Here is a 21314-nt window from a genome sequence, read left to right as displayed (position 1 = left end):
GAGGGTAATCTATGAGTTCCTTTAAACTTTCTGCTCAAAAGCGAGCGTTGCTAGAGGTGTTGCTGCGCGAACAAGGGATGACAGCCTCGTCACAAGGCATTCCTGTCCGACCTGCCAGTGATACGGCTCCGCTCTCCTTTGCTCAACAGCGTTTGTGGTTTTTAGATCAGTTTGAACCCGGAAAACCGTTCTACAATCTCCCAGCGGCGGTTCGCCTACAAGGACACCTGAATGTAGCTGTTCTGGAACAGAGTTTTAATGCTATTGTTGAGCGTCATGAAGCATTGCGAACCACATTTAAGCAGGTGGAAGGGCAACCTGTTCAGGTCATAGCAAAAAGCTGGTCGGAGACAAATGCTCCTGCTAGTTCTGCTGTCTTCATAGTGTTAATCGATTTGCAAGAGTTGCCCGTAGCTACACGAGAAGTGGAGGTACAGCAATTCGCCCTCAAAGAAGCTCAGCAAGCGTTTGATCTAGAACATGGCCCGTTGCTGCGGACGACGATACTGCAACTGGATGCAACGGAGTATGTACTACTCCTCACAATGCACCATATTGTTGCGGATGGTTGGTCGATCGGTGTGATGATCCGGGAATTAGCTGCGTTCTATCAAGCGTTCTCAACTGGACAGACTCCTAACCTGCCTGACCTGCCTATTCAATATGCTGACTTTGCAGTTTGGCAGCAGAAACAGACAGACATGCTAGAAACGCAGCTTGCCTACTGGAAACAGAAGCTTCAGAGTGCCCCTCCGCTTTTAGAACTTCCCGCCGATCGACTTCGCCCACCAGAGCAGACGTTTCACGGCGCAACTCAGTCTTTGTTGCTACCCAAGTCATTAAGCGAAGCGCTAAAAGACCTCAGCCATCGAGAAAACGCAACGCTGTTCATGACGCTGTTGGCAGCATTCAAAATTTTGTTGTATCGCTACACAAATCAAATCGATTTAGTAATCGGAACCACGATCGCGAACCGCAATCGGGCTGAAGTTGAAGGGTTAATTGGTATTTTCATCAATACGTTAATTTTACGGACTGATCTTTCGGACAATCCTAGTTTTCGCACTTTGCTGGAACGAGTGCAACAGGTGACTTTAGAAGCATACGCTCATCAGGATTTGCCGTTTGAGAAACTGGTGGAAGAACTGCAACCCGATCGTAGCCTCAGCTATAATCCGCTGTTTCAAGTGATGTTCCAACTTCGCAATGCGCCAATGCCAGATTTGGAACTACTGGGTGTAACCCTTAGCGTGCTACCAATTGAAACTCACACCACTCAATTTGATTTGAGCCTAGACGTGACAGAAGTGGCAGATGGGCTACAAGTGCTGATGGAATACAGTACAGATTTGTTCGATGACAGCACCATCACTCGAATGTTAGGGCATTTTCAAACCCTGCTGACTGGAATTGTGGCGAATGCGAATCAATCTGTATCTAGTCTTCCATTACTAACAGCAGCAGAACACCAACAATTACTGGAATGGAATCAAACACAGATTGATTATTGCTTAGAGCAATGCGTTCATCAACAGTTTGAAGCGCAGGTAGAACGAACACCAGACGCGATTGCGGTTATCTTTCAAGACCAACAACTCACTTATCGAGAACTGAATCAGCGTGCCAATCAGCTTGCTCATTATCTACAAACATTGGGAGTGGGGGCAGATGATTTAGTAGGAATCTGTGTCGATCGCTCCCTCGACATGATCGTTGGCATTCTCGGCATTCTGAAAGCGGGAGGTGCCTACGTGCCTTTAGATCCGGCTTACCCTGCAAATCGTTTGGCATTTATGCTAACGGATGCTCAAGTTTCGGTGTTGTTAACTCAAAACCATCTGCACCATTGCCTTCCCGCTACGGATGCCACCGTGTTGTGTTTAGATACAGATTGGCAACGCATCGCTCAGGAGCCTCAAACCAATCCGGTTAGTTGTTCAACCCCAAACCAGTTGGTCTATGTCATCTACACATCAGGTTCAACAGGGCAGCCCAAGGGTGTGATGATCGAGCATCGATCGCTTGTCAATTACACTCAAGCTGCGGTAGAAAATTGGCAATTGACGCGTAATGATCGCGTTGTGCAATTTGCCTCTTTCAGCTTCGATACGAGTGCTGAAGAAATCTTTCCCTGTCTGACTGGTGGCGCAACTCTAGTGTTACGAAGCAACGCTCTATCAGGGTGGATGGTTGAGTTTTTGCAAGCCTGTCAGGACTGGAATATCACCGTGTTAGATTTGCCAACTGCCTACTGGCATGAACTCACAACTAGTTTGGAGCGCGATCGCTTAGCGCTGCCGTCTTCTGTTCGTCTGGTGATCATTGGAGGCGAAAAAGCACAGATCGATCGCTTCGCGCTTTGGCAAAAGCATGTGAAGAGTTCTGTACGGCTTCTGAATACTTACGGTCCAACGGAAGCCACGATCGTCTCGACGCAGTGGGAGTTCACTGAGAATTCAACGCACTCAGCGTTACCGATCGGTTCAGCGATTCCTAATGCTCAGGCTTATGTGTTGGATCAGTTCTTGCAGCTTGTGCCCGTTGGGGTGCCGGGTGAATTGCACATTGGGGGCGTCGGTCTTGCGAGAGGCTATCGCAACCATCCAGATCTCACTCGTGAAAAGTTTATCGCCAACCCCTTTAGCTCTGATCCAGAAGCACGACTCTACAAAACAGGAGACTGGGTACGCTACCGCGCTGACGGTAATCTAGAGTACCTGGGACGCATTGATGATCAAGTTAAAATTCGCGGATTTCGGATCGAACTGGGTGAGATTGAACTAGCGCTAAATAGCCACGCAAAGGTGCAGACTGCCGTGGTGCTGTTGCGAGAAGACATGCCTGGACAAAAGCGGCTGGTCGCGTACCTTGTACTAGAGCTAGAGCAAATTCTTGATCTCAGCGAACTCCGGCACTTTTTGAAAGAAAAATTGCCGGAATACATGGTGCCTGCAATTTTTGTTGTGTTGGATACTCTGCCTCTGACTGCCAACGGCAAGATTGACTGTCGATCGCTCCCCCTTCCAGACCAAACTCGCCCCGAACTGCCCACCGCTTCCGCTCCCTCGACTCAGGCTGAACAGCAGCTTGTGAAAATTTGGTCAGAAGTGCTAGGACTTGAGCAAGTTGGCATTCATGAGAACTTCTTTGAATTGGGCGGAGATTCAATTCTTAGTATCCAAATCATTGCTAAAGCAAACCAGGTCGGGCTGAGAATCACTCCTAAGCAGCTTTTCCAGCATCAGACGATCGCGGAATTAGCAGCCGTTGTTCACGCAAATCAATCTACTCAAGCGGAACAAGGTGTAGTAACCGGACTAGTTCCTCTTACTCCGATTCAACACTGGTTCTTTGAGCAAGACTTTGCAGAACCGCACCACTGGAATCAGGCAGTATTGCTAGAAGTGGGTGAAACGTTAGACTCTTCGTTGGTGGAACGGGTGATGCAACATTTACTGGTGCATCATGACGCTTTGCGTTTAAGATTTACCCGTGATGCGTCAGGGTGGCAGCAGCGCAATGTTGAGCCAGATGACGTTGTTCCTTTCAGCTATATCGATCTGTCAACGCTGCCGATCGACCAGCAACTCTGCACACTAGAAGCAACGGTGACAGAATTTCAGGCAAGTTTGAATCTCTCTGAAGGATCTTTGTTGCGAGTTGCACTTTTCAAGTTAGGCGAAAACCAACCGGATCGATTGTTGATTGTGGTTCATCATTTAGCAATTGATAGCGTTTCATGGCGAATTTTGCTGGAAGATTTTGAAACCGCATACCAGCAGCTTTATCGAGGCGAGACCCTTCAACTTCCTGCAAAAACCACTTCATACAAGCAATGGGCAGAACGGTTAAACCAGTATGCGCCATCAGTGGCAGCAGAACTCGATGATTGGTTGACCGCTCTGCAACGTCCGACTGCTCAACTCCCCGTCGATTATCCTGACGCAGCAAACACGATCGCCATGTCTCGTACCTTCGGGGTTGCCCTCAGCACCGCAGAAACTCAAGCGCTTCTACACGAAATTCCTAAAACCTACCGCACCCAAATCAATGAAGTATTGCTGACCGCTCTAGTGCAGGCAGTTGCGCCGTGGACAGGCTCACCCACTTTACTAATAGACTTAGAAGGACACGGACGAGAAGAAATTTTTGCCGATGTTGATTTATCCCGCACGATCGGTTGGTTTACCACGCAGTTTCCGGTCTGTTTGCATTTAGAAGAAACAGCAACTCTCGGTCAGGCGCTCAACGCTGTGAAAGAACAGCTTCGATCGCTCCCCAATCGCGGTATTGGTTACGGCATTCTGCGCTATCTCAGCGGCGATCGCCAGATTGTTGAACAACTGCAAGCTTTACCAACCGCAGATATCAGCTTCAACTATCTCGGTCAGTTTGACCAAGTTCTCCTGGAGGGAAGATTGTTTCGGTTATCCCAAGCGTCTAGTGGCTTAGCCTTTAGCCCCAAAGGACATCGTAGCCATTTGCTTGAAATCAACGGTTTTGTTTCAGGTGAACAATTGCGCTTGAACTGGACGTATAGCGAAGCCTTACACCAACGTTCTACAGTCGAAGGCTTGGCACAGAGATTTATCGACGCTCTACGATCGCTGATTGCTCACAACCCATCTGAAGATGCGATCAACTATACTCCCTCTGATTTTTCAGATTTCCAGTGGAGTCAATGGAGCCAGACTGATTTGAACGATATTCTGACTGCAATTGGAGACGCTTGAAATGGGCAACCGCAATCTCGAAGACTTCTATCCACTTTCACCAACGCAACAAGGCATTCTCTTTCATACTCTGTGTGCACCTCGATCGGGGATGTACTATGAGCAGTTAAGCTGTACGCTGAATGGCAAGCTAGATACAAAATTGTTCCAACAGGCATGGCAAGCTTTGTGCGATCGTCATCCGATCTTACGCACCGCTTTTGTCTGGGAAGGAATTAAGGAACCTGTGCAAGTCGTGCATCGACAGGTGAAACTACCTTGGCGAGAACTGGACTGGCAGGCATTTTCTCCTCGTGAGCAGCAAGAACAGTTAGAACACTTCCTCAAAACCGACCAAGAACAGGGATTTGACCTCACTCAAGCTCCCTTGATGCGATTTGCGCTGATTCGTCTAGATCAGCAGAGTTACCGCTTTGTCTGGAGCCATCACCATATTTTGCTCGATGGTTGGTCTACTCCATTGCTGCTCAAGGAAGTCTTTGCAGATTACCAAGCCCTTTGCCAAGGGCAATCCTCATCCTTGCCTCGTCCCCGTCCCTACCGGGATTACATTGCTTGGATACAGCAGCAAGATTTATCCAAGGCTAGAGCATTCTGGCAGCAACGGCTTCAAGGCTTCTCAACACCGACGACGATCGAGCAAGTGCTTCTAAAGAAAGTTGCAACTGATCCAGATGCAGCCGATGCTCAAGTCAGCTACGACGAACAGCATATTCAGCTATTAACTGCTAAGACTAGGGCTCTCCAGTCGTTTGCTCGTCAGCACCAACTAACGCTAAATACTCTGGTGCAGGGAGCTTGGGCGCTACTCCTAAGCCGCTATAGTAGCGAGGATGATGTTGTGTTTGGTGCAGCGGTTTCTGGTCGTCCGCCCACCCTGGCAGGCTCTGAGGCAATGGTTGGGCTATTCATCAACACTTTGCCTGTCCGAGTGCAGGTACAGGCAGCAGAGAATTTGTTGCCTTGGCTTCAACAACTCCAGGCGCAACAGGTCGAAGCACGTCAGTATGAGTACAGTCCCTTGGTAGAAGTGCAGGGCTGGAGTGATGTGCCGCGCGGCTTGCCTCTATTTGAAAGTGTGGTGGTGTTTGAGAACTATCCGATCAATGCTGCTCTACAAACGCAAACGGATCTGGAAATTCGAGATATTCGTGCCTTTGAAAAAACAAATTATCCCCTAACGCTAATCGCATTTCCCGGTTCAGAATTGGGGCTGAAAGTTCTGTACGACAGTCAACGCTTTGCCTCAGCCGCGATCGCTCGTATGTTAGGGCATCTCCAGACTCTTCTCGAAGGAATGATTTCTCATCCAAATCAATGCTTGTCTGGCTTGCCGATCTTAACCGAAGCAGAACAGCACCAGTTGGCGGAATGGAATAATACACAAGTTGAGTATCCCAATCAGTGTGTTCATCAACGATTTGAAGCACAGGTAGAACGTACACCTGATGCCGTTGCGTTAGTGTATGGCGATGAACAATTTACCTATCGAGAATTAAATCAACGCTCTAATCAACTGGCTCATTATTTACAAACTCTGGGAGTTACTTCAGAAGTTTTGGTGGGTGTTTGTTTAGAACGATCTCCAGAAATGGTCATGGCGCTTTTAGGCATTCTCAAGGCTGGAGGAGCTTATGTACCTTTAGATCCAGCCTATCCACAAGAGCGTCTGTCATTCATGATGAACGATGCTCAAATGGCTGTTTTGCTGACGCGATCATACTTAGCAGACACCCTACCTGAACATTCAGCAAAACTAGTGTGCCTTGATACAGACTGGGACAAAATTCGCCAAGCGAGCCAACAGAATCTCACTGAAAATATTACAGCAGATCAGTTGGCATACGTGCTATACACCTCCGGCTCAACCGGAACGCCCAAAGGAGCAATGGGGCTGCACCGAGGCACGGTAAATCGTTTGCACTGGAATCCCTATCCCTTCACATCGGATGACGTTTGTTGCCAAAAAACTTCTCTAAACTTTGTCGATTCTGTCTGGGAAATCTTCGCTCCTTTGCTGCACGGGCTTCGCTCTGTGATTTTGCCAGATTCAGCCGTAAAAGACCCGCTGCAATTTGTGCAAATGCTTGCTGAACAGCAGGTGACACGTCTAGTGTTGGTTCCCTCGCTGCTGCGCGTCTTGTTAGAAACGATTCCAGATCTACACGATCGCTTGCCTAAGTTAAAATATTGGGTCAGCAGTGGTGAAGCCTTGACGATCGAGCTTTGTCAGCGCTTTCGCCAGCAGGTGCCGCATTGTATCTTAATTAACTTATACGGCTCATCAGAGGTTGCTGCTGATGTGACTTGGCATGACACGAGTATTAATCACTTGTCTGATTTCATTCCCATTGGTCGAGCGATCGCGAATACTCAAATTTATATTCTCGATCGTCATTTGCAACCTGTTCCTATTGGTGTACCTGGAGAGCTTCATATTGCTGGCGCAGGTCTAGCACGAGGATATTGGAACCGTCCAGAACTTACGGCTGAAAAATTTATTTCTAACCCGTTCCAGATTCAGAAGGAGCAATCGAGGCTTTATAAAACGGGAGATTTGGGATGTTTCTTACCTGATGGAGAAATTAAATTCCTGGGACGATCGGATCATCAAGTAAAGCTGCGCGGAATTCGCATTGAGACGAGAGAGATCGAGTCTTGGATCGATCAGCATCCCTCGGTTCAGGAAAGCGTTGTGATTGCGTGGGAAGATTCTCCCGGCAATTCTCACTTGATTGCTTATGTAGTTCCCCGCCTAGAACAACAGCAATCAGTTGAGCCTCTTAACGACGTGTTGCGGAATTTCTTAAGCGAGAAGTTACCAGAGTACATGGTGCCGATCTCGTTTATTTTGCTGGAGGCACTGCCACTGACCCCCAACGGCAAAATTGATCGTCGTGCCTTGCCTGCTCCAGAAACGCACCAGCGGGCATCAACCAACTCGTTTGTGCCGCCACAAACCCCGATCGAAGTAGAACTGGCAAACATTTGGGCGACCGTATTGGGGTTAGAGCAAGTAAGCATTGAAGATAACTTCTTCAACTTAGGAGGACATTCTCTTCTGGCGATGCAGCTTATATCCCGTGTGTGTAAACAGTTTGAGGTAGAGTTAAGTTTACCTGACTTCTTTGCTGCTGCTACCATTCGCGAATTGGCGGAAACGATCGAGGATGCCATTCTTGCTCAGTCCAATCCAGCCGATCTCGATCGACTGTTAGACCAACTAGAGGCAACGGATGAAACAGCAACAGCACAGAGCATTTTGACGTCATAATCCCAACTCTCAGCCCTTCCTAAATCAAGGAGTATTTCGGGTGCAAAATCTGCGTGATGATATCCAATTCGCCGAACCCTCTAATCGCCTGATAGACGTAATGGCACTGTTTTCTCGTTCAGAAACCACTTTGTTAACTGAGCAAGAATTGGAAACTCGCGTTGACGCGATCGTTCAAGCGTTTGTCAATGCCAAAACCATCAGTACAGACATTGATTTAGCGACGATCGCGGATCAGTTTACAGACAGTCAAATTCCACTGACTGCTTGTAACGTGGATCAGTATTTCAATGAACTAACCTCCAGCGTTATTTCCCACTCGATTCATACTTCCTCACCACAATTTATTGGTCATATGACCACTGCTTTGCCTTACTTTGTGCGTCCTTTGGGGAAGCTCATGACGGCGATGAATCAGAATGTTGTCAAAGTGGAAACAGCTAAAACGTTCAGCTTCTATGAGCGTCAAGCTCTAGCAATGTTGCACCGATTAATTTACGGTTGTTCAGACGATTTCTACAGTCAACACATCCAAGCGAGTGAAAGTACGCTGGGCATTCTGACGACCGGGGGTACATTGGCAAACATCACGGCGCTGTGGTGCGCTCGGAATGTCGCGCTCAAGCCTCAAGCTGGTTTTGCGGGAGTGGAACAAGAGGGATTATTGGCTGCACTAGAGTTCTATGGCTACAAAGGCGCAGTGATCATTGGTTCTAGCTTGATGCACTACTCGTTTGAGAAAGCAGCAGGACTGCTGGGAATTGGCGATCGTCATCTGCTCAAAATTCCGGTTGATCACAATCACCGCATGAATTTACAAGCGCTACGGAAAACGATTGCCGAGTGTCGCGATCGTAAGCAACTCATTTTGGCAATTGTTGGCATCGCAGGCAGCACGGAGTCTGGCAGTATTGATCCGTTGGCAGAAATAGCCGCGATCGCGCGGGAAGCCAAGGTTCACTTTCATGTGGATGCCGCTTGGGGCGGTCCGGTGCTATTTTCCGAACAACACGCTCATAAGCTAGCTGGTATTGAAGATGCCGATTCCGTCACGATTGACGGGCACAAGCAACTCTATTTGCCAATGGGAATTGGTATGGTGCTTTTGCGCAATCCTCACCTCGCTGCACTAATTGAAAAAAATGCTAGCTACACGGTTCGGAAAGACTCGATCGACTTGGGTAAGCGCTCGATCGAAGGCTCTCGTCCCGGCATGATTTTATTTCTGCAAGCCGCTTTGAAGCTGATCGGTCAGCAGGGATATGCTGTACTGATCGATGCTGGAATTCAGAAGACGCAATATCTGGCAAATCAAATTCGTCAGCGCCCAGAATTTGAACTCTTGCTAGAACCCGAAATGAATCTGCTGCTGTACCGCTATATTCCAAAACCATTTCGGCAGAAGTTAACGACCAAAACACTGACGGAAGTGGATCAGCGATCGATTAATGACTTTAACGAACTGCTGCAAAATGCTCAGCGTCAAGCGGGCAAAACCTTTATCTCCCGCACGACCTTATCTACCAGTATCTACGGGCAACAACAAGCGATCGTGGCGCTACGAGCCGTGATTGTTAACCCCCTGAGTACGGAAGCAGACATTGATGCAGTTCTCGCCGATCAGCTCCAGACTGCTGCTCAATTACCTGTGGTTGTTCCCCCCGATCAGATGAGCTTGGAGGTTACTTGTGACTGCTACTAACCGTGCAGAGCGCCTTAAACAACTTTCGCCACAAAAACGATTACTCCTGTTGCAAGCACTGCGACAACAGACCGCGAATGCTGAAACGACAACAACGATTTCGCGCCGCACTCCGTTCAGTCCTGCTCCGCTCTCGCTCGCTCAGCAACGCTTGTGGTTCCTCGCTCAGTTGGCTCCTGGCAATCCTTCTTACAACATTTCAGCAGCGGTGCGACTCCAGGGGCGCTTAGATGTAGCAGCTTTAGAACGTAGTTTCAATGAAGTAGTGCGACGGCATGAAGCACTACGCACTACTTTTGCAACCCTAAACGGTGAACCTGTACAGGTTATTACTCCTACGCTTTCTTTCAAGCTCGCTGTTGTGAACTTGCAGAAACTACCGGAGCCGGATCGACAAGCAGAAGTAGAGCGATCGACGATTTCAGAAGCGCAATATCCTTTTGATCTAACGGCAGAACTACTCCTTCGGGTGACGTTGCTTCAACTGAGTGAAACCGAGTCTGTAGCACTACTGACGGTGCATCACATTATCTCCGATGGCTGGTCGATCGCAGTCCTGGTGCAAGAAGTCGCAACGCTTTACCCAGCGTTTTGTGAGAACAAGTCATCTCCTCTTGCAGACTTACCAATTCAATTTGCCGATTTCGCGGTTTGGCAACAACACTCTGATCAAATTGCAAAGTTAAAGAACCAGTTGCATTACTGGAAACAACAGTTGTCAGGTGCAGCATTGCTTCCCCCATTACCCACTGATCGCCCTCGATCTACCGCACCGACCTTTCGGGGAGCACAGCGATCGTTTCTGTTGCCTCTCGCTTTAACTGACGCTCTAAAAGCGCTGAGTCAGCAAGCAGAAGCTACCTTGTTTATGACGCTTTTAACTGCATTTCAGTCCTTGCTGTACTGCTATACCCAGCAGAACGATATTTTGGTAGGAACGCCGATCGCCAATCGTAATCTGCCTGAACTAGAGAACTTGATTGGCTGCTTTGTGAATACTCTAGTGCTAAGAACGCGACTTGATGCTGATTTCAGCTTTCGAGATGTGTTAGCGCGATCGTGTCAGGTTACTTTAGAAGCCTTTGCTCATGCTGATGTTCCGTTTGAGAAATTAGTGGAGGAATTGCAACCTCAGCGAAGTCTGAGCTACAATCCGCTATTTCAGGTTTGGTTTGCTTTGCACAACACGCCCTTGCCCAGCTTAGAGCTACCCGGACTTTCTATCAGTCCACTGGCGATCGAGAGCGGCACGACCCGACATGATTTGAGCCTACACCTGTGGGAAACGCCATCTGGATTGCAGGGAACATGGGAGTATAAAACCGACTTATTTGATGCGGCGACCTGCGATCGATTGATCCAACATTTCACAGCTTTTCTGAACAAAATTGTCGCTGAACCTGATATCCAATTGAGTGAATTAGCCGCGATGTTCGCCGAAGCCGAAAAACAGTATCGGCTTCAGTACGAACACGATATAAAAGCAGCAAACTTAAACAAACTCAAGTTCATGCGACGCAAAGCACAAAGTACATTGTCTGACTAATCGAGGACTAGCAATGGCTATTTCAGAGTTTCAAAATTCCAACCTAAAAAAACTAGGGATGGCTAGCCGTAAAGCTGTTAGTCTCTCATCTGAAACATTAATCAAAACGAGTTATTTTCAATCAAAACATATGCTTCCTTTAATTGTTGAGCCAGCGATCGGAGGTCTAAATTTAACAGCCTGGTCTCAGCAGCATCAAACTTGGATTGAAACTCGATTATTGCAGCATGGAGGCATTTTATTCCGAGGTTTTCAAGTTGCAGGAGCAACAGAATTTGAGCAGTTTATACAAGCAAATTATGGAGAATTGCTGAACTACACTTTTCAATCAACTCCTCGCAGTCAAGTAAGCGGAAAGATTTATACCTCAACAGAATATCCTGCGGATCAAGTCATTCCGTTACACAATGAGATGTCTTATACACGAACTTACCCGCTTAAAATTGCTTTCTGTTGTTTGCAAAAAGCAAATCAGGGCGGAGAAACAACGATCGCTGACAGCCGAAAAGTTTTTCAAAAAATCGATTCCACCATTCGGGAAACATTTATTCAAAAAAAGGTAATGTATGTGCGGAATTATGGAGGCAATATTGATCTACCCTGGCAGACTGTTTTTAATACTCAGAACAAGTCTGAAGTAGAAAATTACTGCCGAAAAACAGGAATTGAGTTTGAGTGGAAAGCCAAGGATGGATTGAGAACACGACAAGTTTGTCAAGCGATCGCTCAACACCCTAAAACGTTAGAAACAGTGTGGTTTAATCAAGCTCATTTATTCCATATTTCTAGTCTAGAACCTACCGTTCGCAATGAGCTTTTAGCCACCTTCAAACCAGAAGATTTGCCTCGTAATGTTTACTACGGTGATGGCTCTTCGATCGAAGATTCGGTTTTAGAAACAATTCGTCAGGTTTATCAGCAAGAAACCATCCTATTTCCTTGGCAAGAAGGAGATGTTCTTCTACTTGACAATTTATTGTCTAGCCACGGGCGCACCCCTTTTTCAGGTTCACGCAAGGTCGTTGTGGGTATGGCTAAAGCATCTACACAGCAGGAGGTTTAGGTAGAAATGAAAGATTTACAAACAGGAATTAGCGAAGGATTTCAACTTTCTCCCCAGCAAAAATGGGTATGGCGATCGCAGCAGCTTGATCCTACTTTTCCTTATCGAGTTCAAGGGTCGATTTTGATTGAGGGTCATCTCAATTTAGACCTTTTCAAGCAAGCTTTTCAATGTGTGGTCGATCGTCATGAAATTCTGCGTACTCGGTTTGTTTGTCTAATGGGAATGACAATCCCGCTGCAAATCATCCAAAATGCAAATCAATTTTCGATCGTTGAACACGATCTGAGCCATTTATCACCTTCCGAGCAACTAATTCAGATTGAATCAAAATGGCATGAAATAGGCCAACAATCTTTCGATTTCGAGCAAGGACTAATTGGATTTTCATCTCTCATTACGTTGTCTTCAGCCCGACACATTTTGTTGATCAATCTATCTGCATTGAATGCGGACAGTTCAACATTGGTGAACTTATTACAAGGCGTCTGTGATACTTATTCAGAATGTTTAGAAGACAAATCAACGCGAGATCCATTGCAATATGCCGATATTGCCCAATGGCAAACTGAGTTATTAGAATCAGACGAGTCTCAGGCTGGAAAGGTATTCTGGCAGAAGCTAAAATTCAATACTTCAGACATTCCTAAATTGCCTTTAGAACAGAAAGAAGCTTCGCAACACAGTTTTAATCCTCAGTGTTTGAGTTTAGAAATCAGCAAGCCACTAGAGCAAAAAATCATCGCACTGTCGCAATCTGAGAATGTGCCAGTTTCAACGATTCTTCTAGCGTGTTGGAAAACACTCATTTGGAGGTTTAATCACCAATCTCATCTTGTGATTGGAATTGCCGTCAATGGAAGAAATTATGAAGAGCTAATAACAGCGTTTGGGCTGTTATCTAAGACAATTCCATTAGCAACTAATTTTGCGACTGAGCTAGAGTTTAGTCAGGTATTGCAGCAAGTTCATCAATCTGTTCAAGACGCTAAGCAGTGGCAGGAATATTTTGAGTGGAAAGACGTAATTCAAACCGAAGATGCTCAAGAAATAGAATTTCTTCCGATTAGTTTTGATTTTCAAGAATTACCTAAAAAACGTTGTCAGAATAATTTGGCATTTTCCATTCAAAAACTGTGCAGCTATATCGATCGATTCAACCTAAAACTCTTCTGTACTCAACAAAATGATTCTCTAAACGTAGAGTTTCACTATGATGCTAATGCATTCAACGAAACTGATATTCAGCGTTTATCAGAGCATTTCGCCTCTCTGCTAGAAAGCGCTGTTACTCATCCAAAAAACTCGATCGCTCAGTTAAATTTATTAAACGATCGTCACCGTCATCAACTGTTAGTTGAATTCAATCAAACTCAAGCTAATTTTGTACCTTACCAGTGTGTACATCAGCGATTTGAAGCACAGGCAGAACAAACGCCTGATCAGATTGCTATTGTCTTTGAAGATCAACGGCTCACTTACCGTGAACTTAACTGCCGCGCTAATCAGCTTGCTCATTATTTGCAAAAGCTGGGCGTAAACTCAGAAGTTGTGGTTGGGATTTGCTGCGATCGCTCTCTCGATTCGATTGTTGCCCTACTCGGTATCCTCAAAGCTGGAGGTGCTTACTTACCTCTTGATCCCGCAATGCCAACAGAGCGTCGCACACGCGTGTTGCAAGACGCTAAAGCAACTGTGTTACTGACCCAACAATCTTTGGTAAATCAATTTGGAAACTTCACACAGCCGATTGTTTGCCTAGATCGTGATTTCGACTTGATTACTCAGGAGAGTTCACAAAATTGTATTAGTCAAACCACAAGCGAAAATTTGGCTTACGTTATCTACACATCGGGTTCTACAGGTGCTCCTAAAGGCGTCGCGATCGAGCATCGACAACTGCTGAACTACTTAGACGGGATTCTGCACCAACTAGCGTTACCCAAAGGTGCCCATTTTGCGATGGTTTCTACTTTCGCTGCCGACTTGGGAAATACAGCTATCTTTCCGGCGCTGTGTACTGGAGGCTGTTTGCATATAATTTCTCAGCAACGATCGATTGATCCAGAAGTGCTAGCGCAGTATTGCTGCAATCATTCCATTGACTGTCTCAAAATTGTTCCCTCTCATTTGTCTGCACTGTTAAGTTGTACTTATCCAGAAGCAATTTTGCCGCGTCAACGCCTAATTTTAGGAGGCGAAGCGTTGAGTTGGGACTTGGTGAAAACAGTGCAGGAGTTGGCACCCGATTGCCGCATCTTTAACCATTACGGACCGACTGAAGCCACGATCGGGGTTCTGACCTATGAAGTAAAACTAGACCAACCTACCCATATTTCTAAAACTGTTCCTTTAGGTCGTCCCCTTGCCAACACCCAGATTTACATTCTGGATGCCGAGCTTCAACCTGTCCCTGTTGGTGCTGTGGGAGAGCTATACATCGGGGGTAACAGTCTAGCGCGAGGCTATCTTAACCAACCGAAACTGACGGCAGAAAAATTCATTCCTCATCCCTTCATGTCTGGTACAGAAGCGCGTCTCTATAGAACCGGAGATCTAGCCCGCTACTTACCCGATGGAAATATTGAATTCTTAGGGCGAATCGATCATCAGGTGAAGATTCGGGGATTCCGTATTGAACTTGGCGAAATTGAAGCCGTACTAAAGCAGCATTCGATCGTAAAAGAAGCAGTGGTTGCTGTCAAAGAAGATACGAGTGGTGAGTTGCGTTTGGTTGCCTATGTACTACCTCATGAGCAGGAGATGCTAGACAAATGCGAGTTGCATCGTTGGCTGAGTGAGAAACTGCCAGAGTATATGATGCCATCTGCATTTGTGATGCTGAAAACCTTGCCATTAACGGCGAATGGTAAGCTCGATCGCCAAGCACTGCCAGTCCCCGATTTTACTCACACAACCTTAGAAAATTTTGTTGCTCCCCGCAATCCGATCGAGCAAACCTTAGCTGATATTTGGGCAGAAGTTCTCAAATTGGATCAAGTTGGTATTTACGACAACTTTTTTGAGTTGGGTGGGCATTCACTACTGGCAACTCAAGTTGTTTCTAGACTGCGGCAAACCTTTCAAGTAGAGTTGCCTCTTCATCACTTATTTGAGGCAACGACAATAGCTGATTTAGCAGTTGTAATTGTCCAAAAGCTAACAGAGCAAACAGATGAAACAATGCTAGCGCAAATGCTAGCAGAACTAGAAGAACTGTCAGAAGAAGACGCCCAAACTGTTTTGGTGCAAGGAGTGCAGTCATGAGTCAATTGAGTGGGCGTATTGCGGGGCTATCTCCGGCTAAACGAGAATTATTGCTGCAAAAGCTAAACCAGAAAAAAGATAATACAGGTGTTTCTATTCGTCCACTCAGCCGCGAAACCAACACCTTTCCGTTGTCGTTTGCTCAGCAGCGCTTGTGGTTTATCGATCAGCTCGATCCGGGCAATCCAACGTACCAAATTCCAGCGATCGTGCGACTGACAGGCAAGTTAGATGTTGCTGCATTAGAGCAAAGTTTCAATGCACTAGTGCAACGACACGAAATATTACGAACAACGTTTATTACGATCGATGGGCAACCCGTTCAAAATATTGCTCCAACACTAAAATTAACGATTCCAGTCACCGATTTACAATCGCACCCTGAACCTGAACAGGAAGTACAGCGATTGGCGATCGTCGAAGCGCAAACTTCCTTTGATTTGGCTCAAGCACCGCTGCTACGAGTTCAATTACTGCATCTGAACAGTTCTGCTTATGTCTTGCTGTTCACCCTACACCACATCATTTGCGATGGCTGGTCGATGGGAATTTTTCTGCAAGAATTGGCATCTTTGTATCAAGCGATCGTGACTAGAAAGCCTGCATCGTTGCCTGACTTGCCAATTCAGTATGCTGATTTTGCCGCTTGGCAGCAGCAGTGGCTACAAGGAGAGGTACTCGAAACACATCTTGACTACTGGAAACAGCAGCTTTCGGGAGAGCTTCCGATTCTGAACTTGCCGACCGATCGACCTCGATCTGCTGTGCAAACTTATCGGGGTGGCGTGGTCAATTTTGTCTTGCCACAACCCCTGATTGCGGCTCTAACGCAACTCAGCCAGCAGCAAGGCGCAACCTTGTTTATGACGCTTCTCGCTGCTTTCAAAGTTCTACTTTATTGCTACACCGGGCAGGAAGACATTCTTGTAGGGTCTGCGATCGCTAACCGCAACCGCGCCGAAACTGAGAGTCTGATTGGATTGTTCGCCAATACCCTAGTCCTGAGGTCAGATTTATCCCGCAATCCTACCTTTCGCGAATTGTTGCAACGAGTGCGGACAGCGACGCTAGGAGCTTATAACCATCAAGATCTTCCTTTCGAGAAGCTCGTCGAAACTCTGCAACCCGAGCGCGATCTGAGCCGCAATCCTTTATTTCAGGTGTTGTTTGCTCTGCGCAACATCCAGATGCCTACCTTGGAACTACCCGAACTGATGCTGAGCAGTCAGGACTTAGAGCGCACTACGTCTCGGTTTGATCTGTCTCTGAATCTGTGGGAGTCACCCGAAGGTTTGAGCGGCGCATTTGAGTATAGCCAAGACTTGTTTGATGTCGGCACTGTGCCGCGAATGGTTGGGCATTTCCAAACTTTGCTAGAAGGAATTGTTGCTGACCCCGATCGCTCGATCGTAACCTTGCCTCTGCTAACCCAATCAGAACAGCAACAATTGGTAGAGTGGAACCCGCCTTCAATTAAAAATCTACCGAAACACTGTCTGCATCACTTGTTTGAAGCACAAGCAGCAAAATCACCAGAGGCAATTGCCGTTGTCTATGAAAACCAACAACTCACCTACCGAGAACTGAATACACGTGCGAATCAACTTGCACGTCATTTGCAAAAGTTGGGTGTCGCTCCAGATGTTTTGGTGGGCATCTGTGTGGAAAGATCGCTCGAAATGCTGATCGGTCTGCTTGGCATTCTCAAGGCGGGTGGTGCTTATGTGCCTTTAGATCCGTCCTATCCTCAAGCAAGACTGACATTTATGCTGGAAGACTCACATATTCCAGTTCTCGTGACCCAGCACAACTTGTTAGAGAAGCTTCAACCCCAGGCGGCGCAGGTGGTCTGTTTGGATACCGATTGGGAGACGATTGCGATCGCCTCACAGGAAAACCTGGATAGTGGCGTTACAGACAGACATCTGGCTTACACCATTTACACATCAGGCTCTACTGGCAAACCCAAAGGTGTGCAAATTGAACATCGGGCACTGACTAATTTCTTGCACTCCATGCGTCAGGAGCCAGGTTTAACCGCTGATGATGTGCTGCTTGCCGTAACGACGATCTCCTTTGACATTGCGGCGCTGGAACTGTACCTTCCATTAATCGTTGGCGCTCGCGTGGTGTTAGTCAGCCGTGACGTTGCCTCAAATGCAGCCCAACTTTCTAGAACTCTTCAGCAATCTAATGTCACTGTCATGCAGGCAACACCAGCAACTTGGCAACTGTTGTTAGCGGCAGGATGGCAGGGTGATCGACGATTGAAACTGCTCTGCGGCGGCGAAGCCCTACCTAGAGAATTGGCAAACCAACTGCTCAAGAGATGTCAGTCTCTCTGGAACATGTATGGACCAACGGAAACCACCATCTGGTCAGCCATTCATCCAGTAGAGCCTGGAGATGGTTCAGTGGTTGTGGGGCGAGCGATCGCCAACACCCAAATTTATATCTTGAACCAGCATTCCCATCGTGACAGAAACGTCTTTAACCCTGTCCCTGTTGGTGTGCCCGGAGAGGTTTACATCGGTGGGGAGGGTTTAGCACGTGGCTACTTAAATCGCCCAGACTTGACGGCTGAGCGCTTCATCTCTTTCCAAATTGACAACTCCAAATCAATTCGTCTCTACAGAGCAGGGGATCTGGGTCGTTACCGATCTGATGGCACGATCGAGGTGATTGAACGAATTGATCATCAAGTCAAGATTCGAGGTTTCCGAATTGAGCTAGGTGAGATTGAGACTGTATTGGAACAGCATCCAGAGATCAAACAAGCTGTTGTCATCGCACGAGAGGACAATCCGGGTAATCAGCGTCTCGTGGCTTATGTGGTTCCAACTTCAGTAGTTGAGTGCCAAGCGACACCTCTGATTCCAAATCTACGTTGCTTCCTAAAGGCGAAGTTGCCACATTATATGGTGCCTGCGGCGTTTGTGCTTCTAGACGTGCTTCCCCTTAACGCGAATGGCAAGCTCGATCGCCGCGCTCTGCCTGCACCCAATATTAGTTCTGATCTAGAAAGCAATTTCGTTGCTCCTCGCACTGCTATTGAGGCAACAATCGCTGACATTTGGACAGAAGTGCTCAATCTCTCTCAACCTCCATCAGTTCAGGCTAACTTCTTTGAATTGGGCGGGCATTCTCTGTTAGCAACGCAAGTTGTTTCTCGCCTGCGAACGACCTTTCAAGTTGAGTTACCCCTTCGTCGTTTGTTTGAGGCACCAACGATCGCAGACTTAGCTATCGCCATTTCTGATATTGCACAAAGCTCAGAAGCTCCGATTGAGCGAGTTTCACAGTCAGCAGATTTACCCCTTTCGTTTGCTCAAGAACGGCTGTGGTTCTTGGATCAACTCAAACCCGGCGATCCAGCGTATAACATTCCCGCAGCAGTCCGGCTACAGGGTGTTTTGAATGTAACCGCGCTGGAGCAAAGTCTCAACACGATCGTGCAACGGCATGCCGTCCTGCGAACCAGCTTTGTAATACGAGGCGGACAACCCATTCAAGCGATCGCAGAAACAGTGTCGTTACCGTTGCCTATCGTAGATTTGCAAAATCTGAAAGGGACTGAGCAAGAGCAGCGCATTCAACAATTAGCAATGCAAGAGGCTCAGACTTCGTTTGATCTCGCTCAAGCTCCCTTGCTGCGTGTCACCTTGCTCCAACTTGGTGAAACCGAATACGTCGTGTTGTTTACGATGCATCACATCATCTCCGATCGCTGGTCGATGGGGGTACTAATTCGAGAACTGACGACGCTGTACTCCGCCTATTGCACAGGTAAGTCGATCGTCCTGCCCGAACTGCCAATCCAGTATTCAGACTTTGCTGTTTGGCAGCGACAGCACTTACAAGGTGAAGTGTTAGACCAGCAGTTGAGCTACTGGCAACAGCAGTTAGGTGGTAAACTTCCGGTCTTACGGCTCCAGACTGAGCAATCCTCTGGTCAATCAGCTTGTTCAACTGGTCAAAGCGAAACTCACTCGTTTGTTCTGTCTCCCACTGTTTCTGAAGCCCTAAATCGTTTGAGTCGTGAAACAGGCGCGACTTTGTTCATGACGCTGCTGGCAGCCCTCAAAACCCTGCTTTACCGCTATACCGGGCAGGAAGATGTGGTGGTTGGAACCGATGTTGCCAATCGCAATCGGGCTGAAACAGAAGCTTTGATTGGATTTTTCATCAATATTTTGGTCTTACGAACCAGTTTGCAGGGCAATCCCAGTTTTCGAGAGTTGTTAGATCGGGTGCGAGAGGTCGCCTTGGGAGCCTATGCTCACCAAGATTTACCCTTCAGTAAAATCGTCGAGCATCTGCAACCAGAGCGTCACCTCAACCAAACGCCTCTGTTTCAGGTGTTGTTTGTTCTACAAAATGCACCGATGCCTCCTTTGGAGTTACCAGGGCTGACCCTAACTCCGCTAGAAGCTGAGAATCATGCTTCCAAGTTTGATCTGGTGCTGTTTATGGTAGAAACCCCTGAGGGATTGGCTGGCACTTGGAAATACAATCGGGAGTTTTGCGATCAAGCCACTCTCACCCGGTTCTCCAAGCACTTTGAAACCCTTCTAGATAGCATTGTGACTCAACCCGACAGCCGCCTCAACACTTTAGAAATGCTGACTGAAACTGAAAAAATCGCAAAAATGGCTGAACAAAAACAACGGGAAGCATCAAATCGGCAAAAATTCAACTTTGTCAAGCCTAAAGCAGTGAGCCTACCGACAACCGAATTTGTCAAAACTGAAGAGCTACAACCCGGACAATCTCTGCCGCTCCTCGTTCAACCCAATGTTGGAGAGCTTGATTTGGTGGACTGGGCAAAATCCAACCGAGCCTGGATCGAAACTCAGTTATTCAAACACGGGGGACTACTGTTCCGAGGTTTCAACACTCACTGTGTGCAGGATTTTGAGAACTTTGCTCAAGCAATTTGTCCAGAATTATTTGGCGAATATGGGGATCTTCCTCGCGAAGGTGTGGGTGGCAAAGTCTACAGTTCTACGCCATATCCAGCCGACAAAGCGATTCTGTTTCATAACGAAAGCTCTCACATGCATCGTTATCCCCTCAAAATCTGGTTTTTCTGTGTTCAGCCAGCCCAGCAGGGCGGAGAAACCCCGATCGTCGATTGTCGTAAGCTCTACCAATTGCTCAATCCGAAGCTGAGAGAAAAATTTGCCCAACAACAACTGATGTATGTTCGCAACTACACTGATGGTCTAGATGTGAGTTGGCAAGATTTCTTTCACACGAGCGATCGTGCTGTTGTTGAGCAATACTGTCATCAGCATGGCATTGAGTTTGAATGGACAGACCACGGTTTAAGAACTCGCGAGGTGCGGCAAGCTATTGCTCAACATCCTAAAACTGGGGACTGGGTATTCTTCAATCAAATCCAGTTGCACCACATTGCTTATCTCGATCGCTCGGTTCGCGATTCTCTTTTGGCTTTATTTGGAGAAGCCAATCTACCCCGCCATGTTTACTACGGCGATGCTACCCCAATTGAAGATTCAGTGATTGAAGAAATTAGTGCATTGTATCAACAAGCTACGATCGCATTTCCCTGGCAAGCAGGCGATGTGTTGATGCTAGACAACATGCTGACCGCCCACGGGCGCAACCCCTATGTAGGACCACGCAAGATTGTCGTGGCAATGGGAGAACTCATCAGTAATCCATCGATCGCGTTATCCAAAACCGCAGTGTGAGAGAGGTTAAAA

7 protein-coding genes are annotated in these 21314 nt (G+C 47.1%); all 7 read left to right on the top strand.

The annotated features are described in order from the left end of the window. Positions 1-11 precede the first annotated feature (11 nt). The 7 genes from AC5I6P_RS12035 (at position 12) to AC5I6P_RS12005 (ending at position 21302) form a co-directional block, all read left to right on the top strand. Entirely contained in the window at positions 12-4733 is a 4722-nt protein-coding gene (locus AC5I6P_RS12035; protein WP_495693998.1) for an amino acid adenylation domain-containing protein, read from the top strand. Position 4734: 1 nt separating this feature from the next. After that, positions 4735-8007, top strand: a complete 3273-nt coding sequence (locus tag AC5I6P_RS12030) for an amino acid adenylation domain-containing protein (RefSeq protein ID WP_495693997.1) — start codon at positions 4735-4737, stop codon at positions 8005-8007. A 40-nt stretch (positions 8008-8047) separates the two neighbouring features. After that, complete coding sequence (locus tag AC5I6P_RS12025) at positions 8048-9709, top strand: aminotransferase class V-fold PLP-dependent enzyme (RefSeq protein WP_495693996.1); 1662 nt, start codon at positions 8048-8050, stop codon at positions 9707-9709. After that, positions 9696-11255, top strand: a complete 1560-nt coding sequence (locus AC5I6P_RS12020) for a condensation domain-containing protein (protein WP_495693995.1) — start codon at positions 9696-9698, stop codon at positions 11253-11255. The genes AC5I6P_RS12025 and AC5I6P_RS12020 overlap by 14 nt, the downstream gene beginning before the upstream one ends. 130 nt (positions 11256-11385) lie before the next feature. Then, on the top strand, positions 11386-12318 hold the full coding sequence (locus AC5I6P_RS12015) for a TauD/TfdA family dioxygenase (protein ID WP_495693994.1): 933 nt from the start codon (positions 11386-11388) through the stop codon (positions 12316-12318). A 6-nt stretch (positions 12319-12324) separates the two neighbouring features. Beyond that, a complete protein-coding gene (locus AC5I6P_RS12010) occupies positions 12325-15585 on the top strand; it encodes a non-ribosomal peptide synthetase (RefSeq protein ID WP_495693993.1) in 3261 nt (1086 codons plus the stop codon). After that, positions 15582-21302 (top strand): amino acid adenylation domain-containing protein, encoded by a 5721-nt coding sequence (locus tag AC5I6P_RS12005; protein ID WP_495693992.1) that lies wholly within the window; start codon positions 15582-15584, stop codon positions 21300-21302. The genes AC5I6P_RS12010 and AC5I6P_RS12005 overlap by 4 nt, the downstream gene beginning before the upstream one ends. Positions 21303-21314: the final 12 nt, after the last annotated feature.

Source organism: Myxacorys sp., assembly GCF_059501405.1.
Note: the sequence above shows the minus strand (reverse complement) of the source record. Positions and strands in the feature narration are given on the sequence as shown.

What these genes read in the sequence shown, in the direction of transcription:
- AC5I6P_RS12035 (WP_495693998.1), top strand. Translation starts at nt 12, where the DNA reads ATGAGTTCCTTTAAACTTTCTGCTCAAAAGCGAGCGTTGCTAGAGGTG.
- AC5I6P_RS12030 (WP_495693997.1), top strand. Translation starts at nt 4,735, where the DNA reads ATGGGCAACCGCAATCTCGAAGACTTCTATCCACTTTCACCAACGCAA.
- AC5I6P_RS12015 (WP_495693994.1), top strand. Translation starts at nt 11,386, where the DNA reads ATGCTTCCTTTAATTGTTGAGCCAGCGATCGGAGGTCTAAATTTAACA.
- AC5I6P_RS12010 (WP_495693993.1), top strand. Translation starts at nt 12,325, where the DNA reads ATGAAAGATTTACAAACAGGAATTAGCGAAGGATTTCAACTTTCTCCC.
- AC5I6P_RS12005 (WP_495693992.1), top strand. Translation starts at nt 15,582, where the DNA reads ATGAGTCAATTGAGTGGGCGTATTGCGGGGCTATCTCCGGCTAAACGA.